This is a genomic window from Clostridium sardiniense, assembly GCF_019753795.1.
GTDB classification, from domain to species: Bacteria; Bacillota; Clostridia; order Clostridiales; family Clostridiaceae; genus Clostridium; species Clostridium sardiniense.
This window is the reverse complement of the sequence record NZ_JAIKTU010000001.1, coordinates 149,528-166,929: the sequence shown is the minus strand read 5'-3', so window position 1 is coordinate 166,929 and position 17,402 is coordinate 149,528. Positions and strand designations below refer to the sequence as shown.

Below are 17,402 nucleotides of genomic sequence, written 5' to 3'. Positions count from 1 at the left end.
TATCGGTATACTCTATCTACTCATCTTAAAAATTTTCTTATATTATTTATTTAATTTATATTTTATTATTTTAGGTTCAGCTCCATGTAAAAAAACATAAACTTCTTTTCCATCAGTACTAATATCTACTGTAAACTCCTCATTATTGCTATTTTCATAAACCTTACATAGCTCACCTTTATTCTCTCCTGAAATAGATACAACATATACAACGCTTTTATTATCTCTTTTCTCAGTATAATAAATCTTTTCTTTGTTTTTGCTTACTCCCATATCCCAAATATTTTTATTTTTAATTATAGTATCATAAGTTTTCTTATTTAAATTAAAAATATTTAAATCTACATATTCTGAGGATATAGTACTTAATGCAATTGTATTTTCATCTATTATAACTGCTTGGCTGTATGGATCTACCTTAATAGTATCTTCAAATTGCCCTGTAACTAAATCAATTTTCCCTATCTCATTTGCAAATTGTCCGCTCTCTTCTCCACTTGCATATAATAATTTATTATTTATAATTCCAATAGTGTGATAATAACTTATCTCATCTGATATATCTATTGATATTTTTTCTTTAATATTAGATTTCTTTTCTTTAGAATTCTTCTTATTATCTATATCAGCTTCTTCATTATATAGAGTTATATTTTCTACTATTATATTCTTCTCTTCACGCCAACTCTCATTTAACAGATTCTTTACTGCATATCCATCAAATTCCTCATAAATTTCATGCGAACTATTATTCCTTTTATGAACTGACTTAGTAACTTCTCCATCTGGATCTATCTTTACCTCTCCATTTTTGAATAATAACTTCTCCTTTGTTGATTTGTAACCTGATTCATTATCCGCTTCATCATCATCTTTATACAATTTCGCATAAATCCCATCATCTCTCATTAAATATTCTATACCTGTAAATCCATATATTATTGCATCAAGTATTTTATTATCAGTAATTTTATATTCTTCTTTTGATACTACTTTAAAATCATTTTTATTTGAATCTTCCTTTACATTTTCTGAAAGTATTGATGATTCCTCAATACTTTTTGGACTATTACATCCTATAGTGAATAACATAGCTATTACCATAGTTATTATTACTCCAGACCTTATCATATTCCCTTTACCCCTAATTATCATATTCCCCCGCTCCAATCTATTATTTATATTTCAATAATAATAGTAGGATTTTACCAAAATATTAAATTATATTGCCAAAATGTTTCCAATCAAAGTTTTTTATTACATTCCATTTTAATAACTACTTTTGCTTCCATAAGCTTTTCATCATATCTAAACTTTATATCTCCATTATACTTTTTAACTATTCCCTGTGTTATATAAAGTCCAAGTCCATTTCCACCTATATCTTTTGATTTTTTTATATTATATCTATAGAATGGTTCCAATACTTTACTAATTCCCTCTTCACTAATTAGTTCACTAGAATTCGTAACTACTAATTCTAAATATCCATCATCTTTTGAAAGATTAATATTAATATCTTTATTAGGCTTAGAATAATTAATAGCATTATCTATTATATTTATAAGAATTCTCTTTAAATCCTCTGAAGAGCATACTAGTTTAACCTTTTCTAGGTTATAGATAATATTTATATTATTTTTCTTAGCTTTTATTAATAAATCTTTTACTATTACTTCTATAAATCTATCTACACATAATATTTCCATAGAGTCACTATCTATATCCAGATTATCCTTTGAAATATCTATAAGTTCCTTAACCATTCTATGCATTCTATCACTTTCTTTTTCTATTCTCTCTAAAGCTAATTCTTTAAATTCTATATCATTAAAATCAGGATCTTTAAGAATTTGTGCATAACCTGATATAGTAGTTAAAGGTGTCTTAAGTTCATGAGTTACATTATTAAAAAACTCTCTACGATTTTTCTCTAAAACTATAACCTTATCTTTTTCATTATTTATTGCATCTATCTGATTTTGTATTCTCTCATTCATATTGTTGAATCCAATTGATAGGTCGCCTATTTCATCCTTAGATTTTATATCACTTCTTACATTTAAATCTCCATCTTCAACTTTCTTAAATAAAGATTTTAATATATCTAACGGCTTAATTATTTTGCTGCATAATATATAGCTTGAAATCAGTATTAAAATAAATATAATTACAGTTAGAGTTTTCCATATTCCCATAAGGTTAATTAAACTTTTATAATTCTCAGTAAAATCTTTACTTAAAGATATTATTTTTAAGTAATTTCCTTTAATGTACAAAGGAAATGTAATACTTGAAGTTACTTTATTATCTTTTGTGTATATATTTAAAGATAATTTATTTTCTTTTGAATCATTTAACGACTTTTTAAGTTTTTCCTTATCTATATAAATCTCCGTATCATTATTTTCATAAGAATAATCCTTGCTTCCTTCTGTATTGTAGATATCTATCTGACAATTATTTTCTTCATTTATCTGAGTTGCAAGCTCTGGGGAATTCTTATCAAATATACTTTCCTTAATTTCTAAATCATTATTTTGAAAGTATCTATTTATAATTCTATAAGCACTTTTATACGCGCTTTCCATCTCTACTTTTATTTGATTTTTAATATAATTATCAAATGTTCTATTTATGAAGTAATTAAATACTATGAAAGAAATTAAAAATACAGCTATAAATCCCGCTCCAAATTTATGTTTAACTTTCATATAATTACCCCTTTAGCATGTAGCCAATACCAAAGATAGTTTCTATAATATCCTTGTTATTAAGCTTCTGCCTAAGTCTTCTTATATGAACATCAACAGTTCTAAAGTCTCCATCATAATCATCATCCCACACTTTGTCCATTATCTGTTCTCTTGAAACTGCTATATTTCTGTTATCTATCAAATATAGTAGTAGACTCATTTCTTTTGGCTTTAATTTAACTTCTGTATTATCTATAAATACCTTTCTTGAGTTTTTAACTATTTTTATATTATCTATAGTAATTTCAGTTAGCTTTTCCTCTTTATCTATATATTCATACCTTGATTTATTTTTTTGCAATCTCCTTAATGCTACATTAACTCTTGCAATACATTCTCTTATATCAAAAGGTTTTGTTATATAATCATCTGCTCCAAGTTCTAATCCAAGAACCTTATCCACTATATCATTTCTTGCAGTTAACATAATTATTGGTATATTATATTCTGTTAATCTTTTGCAAACCTCAAATCCACTTATATCTGGCAACATTAAATCTAACATTATTATATCTGGACTAAAATCTTCACATATTTCTATACCATCTATTCCACATGAAGCACATCTAACTTTAAATTTTTCCTTCATAAAAGCATACCTTAATATATTTTGGATGTCTGCTTCATCTTCAATTATAAGTATTTTATTTTCCATATCTTTTAATCCCCTACCCCTTTATAAATTATATAAATCTATTTATACCATTAGATAATAACATAATTCTGGAATTTATTTAATATTATGTTAAAATTGAAATTAAGTTATTTTATCATAGGAGTGTATTACAATGTTTATTATTTTATTGTATATTTTTATACTTATTGTTGTATTAATGAGACTTTTTGAATTGAAGGACTCTATTATTGAGATATGGAATGAAGATGAATCAGTATGTTATAAAGTATCTATGAGTGTATTTGCTACTTCACTTAAATTTACTATAATTGCATTAACCTGTTTCTTTTCTAATTATTTTATAGAAAGCTTCTTAATTTAGCGTAAATTTTAAATCTATGTTTTTAATAATATATCTTTCTTATTATTTAACTTAAAGGAGAACTTTATATGGTCAAACTAGCCTATTTATCCCTAGCATTAGGATTATTTATAAAAATATTTCTTTTCATAAAAGAATTCCCTGAGGTTTTTTCTAAGAAAAAAGAAAAGCACAGTGCATTTATAAGCTTCACTTTATGCAGTATTTATGGAATTGTTGATATTATGGTTAGCATTGGATGTGGACTTTTTAGTATTGAAATATTTTTAATTAGATAATTTTTATATTAAACTCTGATAAATAAATTTTAGTAGCCAATATAACCCATCTTTTTAAATTAAAAATTAGTTAAAACAAAAAAAGAAACCAGTTATATAACTGGTTTCTCTTAACTTATCTTTTATTAATTTGTATATAAGCTTATATCCGTAGCTGATGCATATCCATTTACCCCTTGAATAACTTCAAGTTTAACATACTGAGCTTTAGTTGCCTTAAACTCTGCTGTTTTCATTGCTCTATTATTAGCCCATGAACCACTTGCTACTTCAGTAAAGTTCTTTCCATCTAAACTTGTAGATATCTTATACTCTGTTATATTCCCATTATAGTTACCTGCTTGTCTTGGAAGGTAAGTTAATTTTGAGATATCATATTCTTTATTAAGCTTTAAAGTTATAAACGGATGCTTATCGCTTCCATTCCACTTTGTATGCCATATTGTCTTTACGTTACCATCAATAGCCTTTGTTGCAGCAGATCCATTATCTTGCTGACTTGAATAGCTATCTACTGTCATATCTTTATGAAGTATAAATCCTTTTGGAAGTTCATTATTTGTAAATACTAGCTTTGTTATGTTACTAGCTACTGTATTACCTGTTGCTGCTCTGCGCACTAATAATGTCCTATCTTTACTAATATCAGGTAGATTATCTCCATTATATTTTGTCCAAGTTACACCATTATCATATGAAAATTCCATACTCTTATCTAATCCAAAGATTAAATTTTCTTCATCATTGTTAGTTACATTTATATTAGCTGCTTTTTTTATAGAAATTAGATTTGCACTATCTGTTCCTTTTACTCTAATTAGTATTCCATTTTCAGAAGTTATAGAATCTAACTGTTCTTTAGTTAGCTGCTGTGAATCTTCTTTAACTAACTTATATGTTTTTCCACCATCTAAGCTATATTCATCAACTCCGGCTTTAGTTCCATTTAATTTCCCTGCATTTTTCCCATCAAAACTAAATGTAGCTAAATAAAGACCATTCTTTTGCATATCATTTAATATATTTTCAACATATGGCTTTTGTCTATTATCAGTAACTCTATTTAATGCATCTTTATATTCTGAAACATATTTTTGAAGTTCTGCTCTATTATTTATCACTTTGTCTTTAATTTTAACAAGAAGATTTGCCATAACTTGTGGATACTGTGCAAAAGTATTCATTATATCTGAATTTACTTTTTCAAATTCTTCTGCTGATGTACTAGGATCTTTAAGCATTAAATCTAATTTAGATTCCCATGCACTATAGTTAAGAGGACAAGCTTTAGTAGCTTCATCTGATATAATTTTTGCTTTTTCACTTGAATTAACATCATTTGCAAGCATTCTAAGTTCTTCTGATTTATCTAAAGCCTCTTGGTTTTGACTTAAAGTTTCATGTAAAAACATATATGGAATTGTAGTAGTATAATGTGCAGTACCCTTCCAGCCTGAAATGTTATTTCCTATATACCAATGATTATCTGATTTAAGATAAAGGAAAGCACAATGTCCAGGTTGTCCAACCGCATATGCTGGAACACCAAATACTTGGGATGAAGCAGTGCCATATTTAGATAAAGCACCACATACTCCCCCATACTCTACTACCTTTTGTATTGTAGGGTTATCTCCATAAAATCCTGATCCAAATACACTCTTACCTTCTGGATTCTTAGTTGTATACTGTATTGTATAATCACTTTCAGCTATTTTATCTTGGCTTAATAAATCTTTCTTCTTAATATGCTCTTTTTGCCATTTAAACTTTGGATCTATTTTACCTTCTGATACATCCTTAGTATGCTGTCTAAGCCATACTATATCTTCATTAGTTAATTTTACATTTACTATATTTCTTAAGTTCTTTACATTAAATGTTCTAAAACAAGGGAATAATTCATTATTTTGATTAGCATCTTTAAAATTTAAATATCTTTCAACAGGATCTATTACTTTATTTGCAGGCCAACTCATTACTGGACTTGCAAATTCTAATGAAGTTGCTACTGCTATCTTTAAATTGATTCCTTCCTTTGAATCTGAATCTTTATTCCAAATCTTTGACCATACTTCAAGAGCACTTAGTTCTTTTGCTGGTACAACTTTGTTATCGTTGCCATAAAAATATGCATCCATTGTACCTTGTTTTATTTTAGACGGTAAACCTCCATCTAAATATTCTTTCATTGCAGTTTCATCATTTAAAAGCCAATTTAAAAAGTCTGCATTTTTCTTATCTTTGCTCGCAAAAGCTTTAAGGTTATTTTCTCCGACTCTTGATATAATTTCTTTTGCATATACTTTTTTAGTTAATTCTTGATTGCTTGATAACTTGTCAAAATCAGAAGATGGTATTTTATCTACATCTGAATTTATTTCATTCTTTATACCCTCTATTGATAGATTATTAATGTCTACATTAGAATTACTATCGTCATTTAAATTTTTCTGACTTTCTTGTTTACTCAAATCATTATAATCACTTGATTTCATATTAGTACTTTTTAATTCGTCTGCAAAGGCAGTTCCCCCTGGCAATAGTAAATTTACACTAAGTAAACTTGCAACAATTATTGCTTGTATTTTCTTACTCTTCATTTGCTTCTCTCCTATCATTTCCCCTTAATTTTATTTAATATGTAGTTTTAATTGTTTTTTTAATTATATTATAATTATAATTAAATTTATATTATTAATTTATTATATACGATATCTTTGGATATTGTATTAATAATATGTATATAAATTATTATAAATAAAAAAATATCGGAGATAGGTTTTCTAAAAACCTACCTCCGATATTTATCATATTTTATTTAATTTAAGACTAGCTTTATGAATAACTATTAATCTAATAATTCTACTTAAGATTTTTTTCCCAATCTTTATTTTCTAAGTACTCTAATAATTGTGGTCTTAATTCATCCTTTTTAAGTCCAAATTCTATTGTAGCTTGTAAGAATCCAAACTTATCTCCAACATCATATCTTCTTCCTTCAAAATCATATGCATACATAGCTTCTTGAGATATTAAAGTTTTTAGAGCATCTGTAAGTTGAATTTCATTCCCCTTACCTGGTGCTGTATTTTCTAATATTTCAAAGATTTGTGGAGTTATTATATATCTTCCAAGGATAGCAACATTAGTTGGTGCTTCTTCTCTCTTTGGCTTTTCAACTAAGTCCTTAACCTTGTATACCCTATCTTCTATATGAATTCCATCAACTATACCATACTTTGATACATCTTCTTCTGGAACAGTTTGAACTCCAAGTATTGAAGTTTTATATTCATTAAAGCAATCCATAAGTTGCTTTAAACATGGTGTTTCACTATCAACTACATCATCACCAAGTAAAACTGCAAAAGGTTCATTTCCAACGAAAGTCTTTGCGCAATGGATAGCGTGACCTAACCCTCTTGGCTCCTTTTGTCTTATGTAATGTATATCAACCATATCTGAAATATCTCTTACAAGTTCTAACAACTCATTCTTACCTGATTTTTCAAGTTCCATTTCAAGTTCTACTGATTTATCAAAATGATCCTCTATGCACTTTTTATTTCTTCCTGTAATTATTAATATTTCTTCAATGCCTGATGCTATAGCTTCTTCTATAATATATTGTATTGTTGGCTTATCCACTATTGGAAGCATCTCTTTTGGCTGTGCCTTTGTTGCAGGTAAAAACCTTGTTCCAAGACCTGCTGCAGGTATTATTGCCTTTTTTACTTTCATTACTATCACCCTCAACTTAATTGTTATTAATTGCCATTATGAAATTAATAATCATAAGGCTAATTTTCACTAAAATATAGACATGTAAACATTATATCATAAGGGATACTTTAATTACCATATAACGATTATTCAATATTAAACGCCTTTTTTTATCAATTTGTTAATTAAATTCCATATAAGTCTTGTAGTTTTCTATAATATTATGTGTTTTTTTGTTGATATTTATAAATATTAGTGCTATTATAGTTGATATATTAAAATTTATAAGGATTAAAACAAAAGATATTTAGTAACACTTAACGCAAGAGTTATATTATAAAACGCAATATTTTACTTTATTAAGAAAGGGTTTGAAATTATGAATAAGAAAACAAAAGATTGTTTAGTTATAGGATTTGCGCTATTTGCAATGTTCTTTGGTGCTGGTAATTTAATATTCCCGCCTTATCTTGGACATGCAGTAGGAACAGAATACATATTTGCAGTAATAGGATTTACAATAACAGGTGTTGGTCTTCCACTACTTGCAATAATTGCATGTACTAAAGGGGATGGAACATTTGAAACTATGGCATCAAAAATAAGTCCAAAGTTTGCAATTATATTTGCATCACTTTTATTTATCGCAATTGGACCAATGCTTGGAATTCCAAGAACTGCAGCAACTACTTACGAATTAACTATTAATCCAATACTTCCTGGTATTCCACCACTAGTTTGGATGTTTGTATACTTTGGAATTAACCTATTCTTCGTATTTAGACAATCAAGTATCATAGATACAATAGGTAAATTCTTAACACCTTCACTACTTATTATATTAGCTATAATAATAATTAAAGGATTCCTATTCCCTATTGGTAATATAGAAGCAACAGGTGCAACTTCAGTACTATCAACTGCATTCCTTGAAGGTTATCAAACAATGGATGCCCTTGCAGCATTACTTTTTGCAGCAATAGTATCTTCTAGTATTTTAGCTAAAGGTTATAAGAACAAAGATTTAGTTCCAATGACAGTTAAAGCTGGAGTTGTAGCAGCTATTGGACTAGCTTTTGTATATGGTGGTTTAACAATTATAGGTGCACAAACTGCATCACTTGCTCCAGCTGATGTTACAAAGACAGGATTACTTTTAATAATATCAAAAGGTATTTTAGGTAATGTTGGAACTATAATTATTGGTATAGCAATGGGACTGGCTTGCCTTACTACTTCAATAGGTTTAATAACAGCAGGTTCTTCATTCTTTGCAGAAATCTCAAAAGGAAAGCTTCCTTATAAGGTTAATGCTGTAGTTATATCAATTATAAGTATAGTAATCGGATGTCTTGGTGTTGATAATATAGTTAAAATATCAGGACCAATATTAAATATATTATACCCTGTTGCAATAACACTTATAGCAACAACTCTTTTAGACAAATTCTTAACTAATGTTAATGCTGTAAGACTTGGAGTTTACACTTCATTAGTATTTGGATTACTTAGCCAAGTTCCTGGAATAAACTTAAGCTTTATTCCACTTGGGAGCCAAGGCTTTGCTTGGTTAATTCCAACTGTTCTTGCAATTTTAGTTGGATATGTATTATTTAGAAATAAAAATGAAGATAGTATCACTAATACTTCTTTTAAAGAAGAATTAGTTAAATAAATTATTGGTAGAACCCCAAACACCTTAGAAGCAGGATTATTTAAAATATCCTGCTTCTTTCCATTCTGATTATTAATTAAATTAGTCTATATCACTTAGATTAAGCACCTCATACTTTAATTTACATATTTATCATTGTAAATGTAATAAATACTTAACTTTACATTATTTTTTATTGATGATAAAATTTTGATGAATACATTAGGGTATAATAATCTATGTATAAAGGAGGTTTAAACATGGCTATAAAACTAATTTGTATAGATATGGATGGTACACTTCTTGATAATGACCATAACGTATCTGATGAAAATAAACAGGCATTAATAGAAGCTATAGATAAAGGAATTGTTATAGCAATTACAACTGGCAGGCTTTTCACATCTGCAAAACACTACTCAGATTTACTTGGAATTAATGCTCCTATAATCTCATCAAATGGTGCTTATATAAGAGAAAAAGATTCATCTAAGGTTATATATGAAAATGCTCTATCTTTAGATGAGTGTTTAGAAATATATGATATTTCCAAAAAGTATAGCTTTGAGACTTATTTTAATACTCATAATACTGCTATATCTTCTACTGAATTTAAAGAAGATCATGCTTACGCAGTTACAAATAAGCTACTTAAAGATGAAGATAAAATTAAATTCAAAGTAGCTCATGACCTTACAGACATATTAAAAGAGCTTGAAGGTGATGTACTTAAATCTATATCAATTAATAGAGATTCTGAAGATGATACTGAACTTTTAGAAGCAAAAAATGAATTTATAAATCTTAATAAATATGAAGTTGTAAGTTCTGGATTACATAATTTTGAGGTAATGAAAAAAGGTACTTCAAAAGGAAGTGCCGTTAAACAATTAGCAAAAATTCTTGGAATAACTAAAGATAAAATTATGTGCATTGGAGATAGCGAAAATGATCTTTCTATGATAAGATTCGCTGGAACTGGAGTCTGTATGGGTAATGGTCTTGATATTCTTAAGGAAGAAGCAGACTATATTACTGATACTAATGTTAATTCTGGTGTCGCTAAAGCAATTAGAAAATTTGCTCTATAGTTTAATATAAATATAAAAAATATTTTTTTATAGGAACTTATTTATTATAAATAGTTCCTTTTTTAATTAATTTATTTTCCTTTACATTCTTTTATTTACATAAAATTAACAAAATGATATACTATCTTTATATTGGAAATTTGTAAATTTAAGGAGATTGGTATGGGAAAATTTAAAAATATTGCCTCTTGGAGAAAATTTCTTTTAGTAGTATGCCTTTTAATAATTCTTTTCTTTAGCGGAAGTTTTATGTACATAAAAAGTCTTTTAAATAAAACTACTAAGATAGATATAAATAAGGACAACTTATCAATAAATAAGGAAGTCACTCAAAAATTAGATAAAGATAACAAGATAAGAAATATTGCATTATTTGGAGTAGATTCTCCTGAAGGTAAAAATGGACGTTCTGATTCAATAATGATACTTACAATTGATGATAAAAATAACGAATTAAAACTCTCATCAATAATGAGAGACTCTTACGTAAATATAAAAGGTCATGGTGAAGATAAGATAACTCATGCTTATGCCTTTGGTGGTCCTGAACTTGCAGTAAATACATTAAATCAAAATTTTGACTTAGATATCGAAAACTTTATAACAGTTGATTTTACTAGCCTTCCAAAAATAATTGATAAAATTGGAGGAATTGATTTAAATATAACTGAAGGTGATTTAAAGTATATAGGCTCTTCAGTTACCAAAACCGGAAAACAAACTTTAAATGGTGAACAAGCTTTAGCATACTCTAGAATCAGATATGACGGTGGAGATCAAATGAGAACTCAAAGACATAGAAATGTAATAGAAGGTATATTTAATAAAGTTAAGAAACTTCCTGTTACAAGCTATCCTTCTTTATTAAATGAAACACTACCTCTTGCTCAAACAAATTTAAGTTCAAGTGAATTTATGACAATTGGTACAGATATTATATCAATGGGAGTATCTGATATGAATCAGTATAGATTACCTTGTGATACTCATTCAAAAGGAACTAATATGAATGGTGTATATTATATGACTTTTGATAAAAAGGCTGAAACAAATGAACTTCACAATTTCATATATGGAAATACAGCTGAAAAATAACAAAAATATTAGCTTAGTAATTTAATATTATGATTACTAAGCATATTTTTTAAAAATTAATCGAACATACGTTCCTATTTTTTTCTACTTTTTTTACTTAACTGCATATATAAAAGGTAAATAATATTTGTTTTAATTTGAAAGGGGGACATAATATGTGTGACTCAACTTTAATAAATTTAGCTAAAGAAAATAATTCTAAAGCAAAGGAAGAATTAATAATTAAATACTCTCCACTTATTAAGAATCAGATAAAGAAATATACTTTTATAGATTGTTATGAAAAAGAAGATCTTATGCAGTATGGAATTCTTTCTATTTTAAAAGCCATAGATACATTTAACCCTAATAAAAGTTCATCTTTTAGCTCTTATGTAAAATGGGCTATTACAAATAATTTTGCTTATCTTTGTAGACAGAATAATATAAATAAAAAAGCTTCTAGTTTAAATAATAAAATAGATGAGGGGATTGAGATAATGGAATTTTTAGTTGAAAAAGTCACTACTGAAGATATAATACTTAATAAGTATGAAGATAATAAAATTAAGAAAGCAGTAAATCTTTTAAGCGATGAGTACAAGCATTTATTTAACTTTCTTATGTATAGTGGAGTTAAATGCCCTCTTAAAAGATATTCTGAAAAGTATAATATTGATTATGCAAAATGTTTATATAGAAAGAAAAAACTTGCAGATAATCTTAAAGTAATTTTATTTAACTTATAATATCAGGTTTCATAAGTTTATTTAGATCTTTCAAATGAAATTATATAAATTTTTACCTATTAGGCTATTTTAAATTCATTATAAAATATAAAAATGAGGTAGCCTTCCTAGCTTACCTCATTTTTATTATGTTTAAAATAGTTTTTTATTATTTTTATACTTTGCTATTTTATAGTATCATTTTCATCTTCTATGGTGTGTCGTTCCATTTTGGGTAGCTCCATCTCCGACTCCTTGACCTTGACCATCATCTCCATTTCCTTGGTTTGGTTTACTTCCTGTATTAGACCCACCAGGTTGATTATCACTATCTGTTTTATCTTCATCTACTGTTTCATTATCAGTGTTTCCATTACCATTATTACCATTCCCCCCTGATGTGTTATGATTTCCACCACTACTTGGTCTATTCGTTGAATTTTGAGGTCTATAATAATTATTTGATCCTGAGCCATTTTGAGGTCTATTATTTCTATTACTATTATTATTTTCAGCAGCAGTATTAGTTGCTTCTTCCTCAGCATCTTTAATTTCTTTATTCTTTGCTTTAAGCTTCTTTACTAAATCATTATACTCTAAGTCATTATAATCAAAGTAATATAATCCATCCCCCTTAGCCTCATCCCCCAAAGCCTTTATAGCTTTATTAGATGCTATTGAGTTTAATGAAATTTCATAATACTTACCTTTTTTAATATCAAAAGTTTCTTTTGAATCTTTTATTATATTCTTATACTTTAATGCAGCATCATAATCTAAATAATTTTCATCTACCTTATCATCTACTTTATTTAAGATAGATGAATCACTAACTATCTTCTCATATTTTTCATCATCTAATTTAGTAGTATTAATTAATATATCTTTATATTTATCTTCTACCTTACTATCTTTAAGTTCTGGCATTATTTCTTCCACCTGTTTAATATCAATCTTTACTTGAGGAATACTCTTATCTATACCAAAATATTTTTTAAATACGCTCTCTGGTATCATTCCCTTATCCTTAAATACATCATTTAATGGTATAGCTTTATCTCCTTCTTTAACAAGAACTTCACCATTATAATATTTACCACTCATCTTATGTTTATCTTTATCAAAATTAATCAAAGCAAAGGATTCAATATTTTTATCATCTACTAGTAATATTATAAACTGATTTGGTATCTCAACTTTTTTATCATTATTCTTTGAATTACTTTCACTTTGAGTAGTTACAGCCTTATATTTTGTATTATCACTATTAGATTTTACTTTAAAGCCAGTAAGTAATGTAACACCTATAAGCATTAAAATTCCTGCAATATAAAAAACTGTATTTTGCTTTTTTATGCTATGCTTATAGCCTTGATTCATCCTAGCGCCCTTTTTCTCATCAGCACGAGATAATGATGTATTCTCCTTATATTCATGGGAATATCCATTTTCCTCATATTCATCAAAAGATATTGCACCTTCCCTTATAAGCTTATTAGAATAAGCCTTACCTGAAAATATACCTACTATAAATGTAATAACAAAACTTATTATAATTCCAATTGGTATATTTAATAAATATATTAAAAGTCCTTGTAAAAATAATAATGCTATACCTTTTATTATTTCTTTTCTAAATAAATATGCTAGCCCTCCAAATAAGAAGGTTAGATAGTCAAAATTATAAGGAATAACTTTCAAATTGTTTTTATCATCTACTAAAACATCATATTTAATACCTTTACCTTTAAGATAGATATGTCTATTAAAGTCATTTTTATTCATTCAATCTTCCCCCGCAAATTATTTCATATACTACATAATTTTAACATATAATCTACATAATTTTAATTGTATATTAGATTATTTTGGAAAATAATTGTTGATATAAATAAAAAAAATATAGAATATATAGTCTTATTAAACTATCTATCCTATATCTATAATAAAAGTATATTACCTTATCTAATCTAAATTAAGTTTGCTTGACCCTTAAAATATACCAAGTAACTTCTTCTTAGGTTTAACCCTTCTTCCATAGAATTCAACTAATTCTTCATTATTTAATTTTTCAATACTCTCTTCTAATATGCTATTATACTCTTTATATCTTGAAATATCTTTATCTATATCTTCCTCAGAAACTCTATTTTTATTGATAAAACTATAGATTTTATTTTCCAATAAAGTTTTTGAGGTGTTCTTTATTGCTCTTCCATAATCTCCTTCTAAACTCTTTGCATCAAGTACAAATAGACAGTCTGAATCAATAAAATCGTTTATATTACTTACGTTATCTATTATAGGTATAAGTTTCTCCGGATAAAGTATTATCGGAATATCTCCTTTTAATTGAATATCATAAATATCCTTAAATATGTCTGATGGATAGTCCTCATCTAATTCTAAAACTTTATATCTACTTATATCTAAATTTTTATTACTTATTTCAGTATTTTCAGGATTGTACAAATTTATTAAATCTAATTCTTTTAATTTAATTGATCTTTCCATAATTTATCTCCTCCAATAACTTATTTTATGTATGCTTTTATCACTCATATATTTACTGTTTTATATAAAAATAATATTTTAGTAATTAATCTATTATTTAACTAATTTATTATTCAGTTACTTTCTAATTTAATTATTTTTTAATTATATCATTTTTTAAATACAATTTATAATTCGCAAGAAATATTAAGAAATTTATAATAATTACCTTCCTATAATAGCATTCTCACATAAGTAAATTTATGTTAATATATCTTTATTACTTTAAATTTGACAAAAATTTAAATTTAATTTATTTGTCAGAACGAATTTTTATTTACTGTTTTTGGTATATTATATTTAGGTGATTTTATGAATTATAATTTTTGTGTTAACTTGAAAAATTTACGGCTAGATAATGATTTAAGCCAAATAAAGCTCTCTGAGAAATTAGGAATCTCACGTTCTACATATTCTAATTACGAGAATGGTATAAGCGAACCTGACTTAGATATGATAATAAAGATATCTGACTTCTTTAACTGCTCTATAGACGAACTCCTTAAAGGTAAAGTTGCAACTGAATCTTATCCTTTTGATACTCCAAAATTTGCTGACCCAACTTTTAATTTCGATATAAATAAATTCAATATAGAAAAACTCCTTAGAAAACTTAAAAACAATAAAAAATATTATGAAAATCACTTAAAACAACTTAATAAAGAGATAAAATTAAAGATTAAAGAAATTGATGAAATAGTTGAAATATTAGAACATAAACAAAGAAAGAACCATAGAAACAATAAAATTGAATTTGCAGAAGAAATAACTCCAATAATAAATAAAAAATTTTTTTAATCTAAAAATAAATTACACAAAAACTATTATTAGAGGTATTTAAATGATTGATATTCTTAAAGAAAAACTATATGAAATAATTGATGAACATGGGCTGGATAGTATAGAAGCTTTAAGAGCTAGTGAAGCTTTAGACTATGAAATTGTGAATCAAATGAAGTTAATTCAAAGTAAAAAGGATGATTAATAACTAATCATCCTTTTATACTGTATTTTTATTTTTTCTCTTTTCCTTTAATCTCTGGAACAGGGTCTACATCATTCTTTGGTGGAGTCTTAAATCTTTTGCTATTCCATGATGATTGCTGATCTTTTTTAGCCATATAAATTACCTCCTAACAATATATAGATTACATAATAATCTTTTGTAGTTAGGAGGCTTTTTATTCTAATATTAAATTCTTAAATTACGCTACACCAAATGCAAAGTAGAATGTAAATAATACTGCTAAAGTATACATTACAGGATGTATTTCCTTAAACTTACCTTTAAACATCATTAATACAACATAAGTACAGAATCCAAATGCTATTCCTATAGCAATACTATAAGATAATGGCATTAAAATAACTATTAAAAATGCTGGTATTGCAATTTCTGGCTCCTTCCAATTTATATCTGCAAGAGATGAACACATAAGTGATCCAACAATTATTAATGCTGGTGCTGTAACTTCTGGAGTTACAACTGCTAAAAGTGGTGAGAAGAACATTGAAAGTAAAAACATTCCAGCAACTATAACACTTGAAAATCCTGTTCTTGCTCCAACTGAAGCACCTGATAATGATTCAATGTATGAAGTTGTATTAGTTGTTCCAAATACTGCTCCAACACATGTTGCAACTGAATCTGAAAGTAATGCCTTTGATCCATTTTCAATTGATCCATCTTCTTTTACTAAGCCTACCTTTGAACCAACAGCCACTAGTGTTCCTGCTGTATCAAAGAAATCCATAAATAACATTGTAAATACAACCATTAACATTTGAGGATTAAATACTTGTCCTAAATTTTTAATAGCTACACCAAAAGTTGGTTCAAGTGATGGAATTGGTGCAACTATGGCATCTGGTGTACCAATTAATCCGAATACCACACCAGCAATTACTGTACATACCATCCCAACAAATATAGCAATTTTTACTTTTCTAGCAAGTAATATAGCTGTTACTAAAAGTCCAAATACAGCAAGTAAAACTTTAGGATTTGTTAAATCTCCAATTTTAACAAGTGTTGAAGCATCTGCAACTATAATCCCTGACCCCTTAAGACCAACAAAAGCTATAAATAATCCTATACCTGCACTAACTGCATATTTTAAGTTTTGTGGAATTGCTTTAATTATAAGTTCACGAAGTCCTGTTACTGATATTATTATAAATATAATTCCTGAAAGTAAAACTCCTGAAATAGCAACTTCCCATGGAATACCCATCTCTCCACAAACAGTAAATGCAAAGAATGCATTAAGTCCCATCCCTGGCGCAAGTGCCATTGGAAATTTAGCATATATACCCATTATTAGTGTACCAACTGCTGCCGCTAATGCTGTTGCAACAAAGACACTATTTTTATCCATTCCTGCGGCTCCTAGAATATCTGGATTAACAAATAAGACATATGACATTGTAATAAATGTTGTAAGTCCACCTATTATTTCTCCTTTAAAACTAGCACCTCTCTTTTCAAAATTAAAATATTTTGAAATAAAATTCATCTTGTAATCCTCCTTTAGTACTTTAAAG

The 17,402-nt window shown here is 27.1% G+C and carries 16 protein-coding genes; 8 read left to right on the top strand and 8 right to left on the bottom strand.

All coding sequences use genetic code 11. From position 1 onward, the window contains the following. Window positions 1–42: 42 nt before the first annotated feature. The 3 genes from K5V21_RS00680 to K5V21_RS00670 all read right to left on the bottom strand — a co-directional run bounded on the left by K5V21_RS00680 (window position 43) and on the right by K5V21_RS00670 (window position 3,411). Window positions 43–1,155, bottom strand: a complete 1,113-nt coding sequence (locus K5V21_RS00680) for a YncE family protein (RefSeq protein WP_221858316.1) — start codon at window positions 1,153–1,155, stop codon at window positions 43–45. A gap of 89 nt (window positions 1,156–1,244) precedes the next feature. Beyond that, window positions 1,245–2,714: a HAMP domain-containing sensor histidine kinase gene (locus tag K5V21_RS00675; protein WP_221858315.1), complete on the bottom strand. Its 1,470-nt coding sequence runs from the start codon at window positions 2,712–2,714 to the stop codon at window positions 1,245–1,247. Between the two features lie 4 nt (window positions 2,715–2,718). Further along, window positions 2,719–3,411, bottom strand: a complete 693-nt coding sequence (locus tag K5V21_RS00670) for a response regulator transcription factor (protein WP_221858314.1) — start codon at window positions 3,409–3,411, stop codon at window positions 2,719–2,721. Between the two features lie 133 nt (window positions 3,412–3,544). Here K5V21_RS00670 and K5V21_RS00665 point away from each other — a divergent pair, with 133 nt between their 5' ends. Next, complete coding sequence (locus K5V21_RS00665) at window positions 3,545–3,754, top strand: hypothetical protein (protein WP_221858312.1); 210 nt, start codon at window positions 3,545–3,547, stop codon at window positions 3,752–3,754. 68 nt (window positions 3,755–3,822) lie between these two features. Further along, window positions 3,823–4,032: a hypothetical protein gene (locus K5V21_RS00660; RefSeq protein WP_221858310.1), complete on the top strand. Its 210-nt coding sequence runs from the start codon at window positions 3,823–3,825 to the stop codon at window positions 4,030–4,032. A 125-nt stretch (window positions 4,033–4,157) separates the two neighbouring features. Here the strand turns inward: K5V21_RS00660 and K5V21_RS00655 are convergent, their stop codons facing one another. Beyond that, on the bottom strand, window positions 4,158–6,635 hold the full coding sequence (locus K5V21_RS00655; protein ID WP_221858308.1) for a discoidin domain-containing protein: 2,478 nt from the start codon (window positions 6,633–6,635) through the stop codon (window positions 4,158–4,160). Between the two features lie 262 nt (window positions 6,636–6,897). After that, entirely contained in the window at window positions 6,898–7,776 is an 879-nt protein-coding gene (galU, locus tag K5V21_RS00650) for a UTP--glucose-1-phosphate uridylyltransferase GalU (RefSeq protein WP_221858307.1), read from the bottom strand. A 361-nt stretch (window positions 7,777–8,137) separates the two neighbouring features. Here galU and brnQ point away from each other — a divergent pair, with 361 nt between their 5' ends. The 4 genes from brnQ to K5V21_RS00630 all read left to right on the top strand — a co-directional run bounded on the left by brnQ (window position 8,138) and on the right by K5V21_RS00630 (window position 12,326). Continuing rightward, complete coding sequence (gene brnQ / locus K5V21_RS00645) at window positions 8,138–9,433, top strand: branched-chain amino acid transport system II carrier protein (RefSeq protein WP_221858306.1); 1,296 nt, start codon at window positions 8,138–8,140, stop codon at window positions 9,431–9,433. A gap of 239 nt (window positions 9,434–9,672) precedes the next feature. Further along, window positions 9,673–10,503, top strand: a complete 831-nt coding sequence (locus K5V21_RS00640) for a Cof-type HAD-IIB family hydrolase (protein ID WP_221858305.1) — start codon at window positions 9,673–9,675, stop codon at window positions 10,501–10,503. Between the two features lie 162 nt (window positions 10,504–10,665). Then, on the top strand, window positions 10,666–11,598 hold the full coding sequence (locus K5V21_RS00635; protein ID WP_221858304.1) for an LCP family protein: 933 nt from the start codon (window positions 10,666–10,668) through the stop codon (window positions 11,596–11,598). A gap of 155 nt (window positions 11,599–11,753) precedes the next feature. Continuing rightward, the gene (locus K5V21_RS00630) at window positions 11,754–12,326 is read left to right on the top strand and encodes a sigma-70 family RNA polymerase sigma factor (RefSeq protein ID WP_221858303.1); all 573 of its coding nucleotides are present in this window, start codon (window positions 11,754–11,756) and stop codon (window positions 12,324–12,326) included. A gap of 183 nt (window positions 12,327–12,509) precedes the next feature. On the opposite strand, the gene K5V21_RS00625 is transcribed toward K5V21_RS00630, so the two are convergent. Continuing rightward, on the bottom strand, window positions 12,510–14,090 hold the full coding sequence (locus K5V21_RS00625) for a hypothetical protein (protein WP_221858302.1): 1,581 nt from the start codon (window positions 14,088–14,090) through the stop codon (window positions 12,510–12,512). A 207-nt stretch (window positions 14,091–14,297) separates the two neighbouring features. After that, entirely contained in the window at window positions 14,298–14,819 is a 522-nt protein-coding gene (locus K5V21_RS00620) for a CpsB/CapC family capsule biosynthesis tyrosine phosphatase (RefSeq protein WP_221858301.1), read from the bottom strand. A gap of 351 nt (window positions 14,820–15,170) precedes the next feature. Between K5V21_RS00620 and K5V21_RS00615 the strand changes: the two genes are divergently transcribed. After that, window positions 15,171–15,656 carry a helix-turn-helix domain-containing protein gene (locus K5V21_RS00615; protein ID WP_221858299.1) on the top strand — a complete coding sequence of 162 codons (486 nt, stop codon included), beginning with the start codon at window positions 15,171–15,173 and terminating at the stop codon, window positions 15,654–15,656. Window positions 15,657–15,699: 43 nt separating this feature from the next. Then, window positions 15,700–15,843, top strand: a complete 144-nt coding sequence (locus tag K5V21_RS00610) for a Spo0E family sporulation regulatory protein-aspartic acid phosphatase (protein ID WP_221858297.1) — start codon at window positions 15,700–15,702, stop codon at window positions 15,841–15,843. Between the two features lie 220 nt (window positions 15,844–16,063). On the opposite strand, the gene K5V21_RS00605 is transcribed toward K5V21_RS00610, so the two are convergent. Further along, window positions 16,064–17,374 (bottom strand): NCS2 family permease, encoded by a 1,311-nt coding sequence (locus K5V21_RS00605; protein WP_245000593.1) that lies wholly within the window; start codon window positions 17,372–17,374, stop codon window positions 16,064–16,066. Window positions 17,375–17,402: the final 28 nt, after the last annotated feature.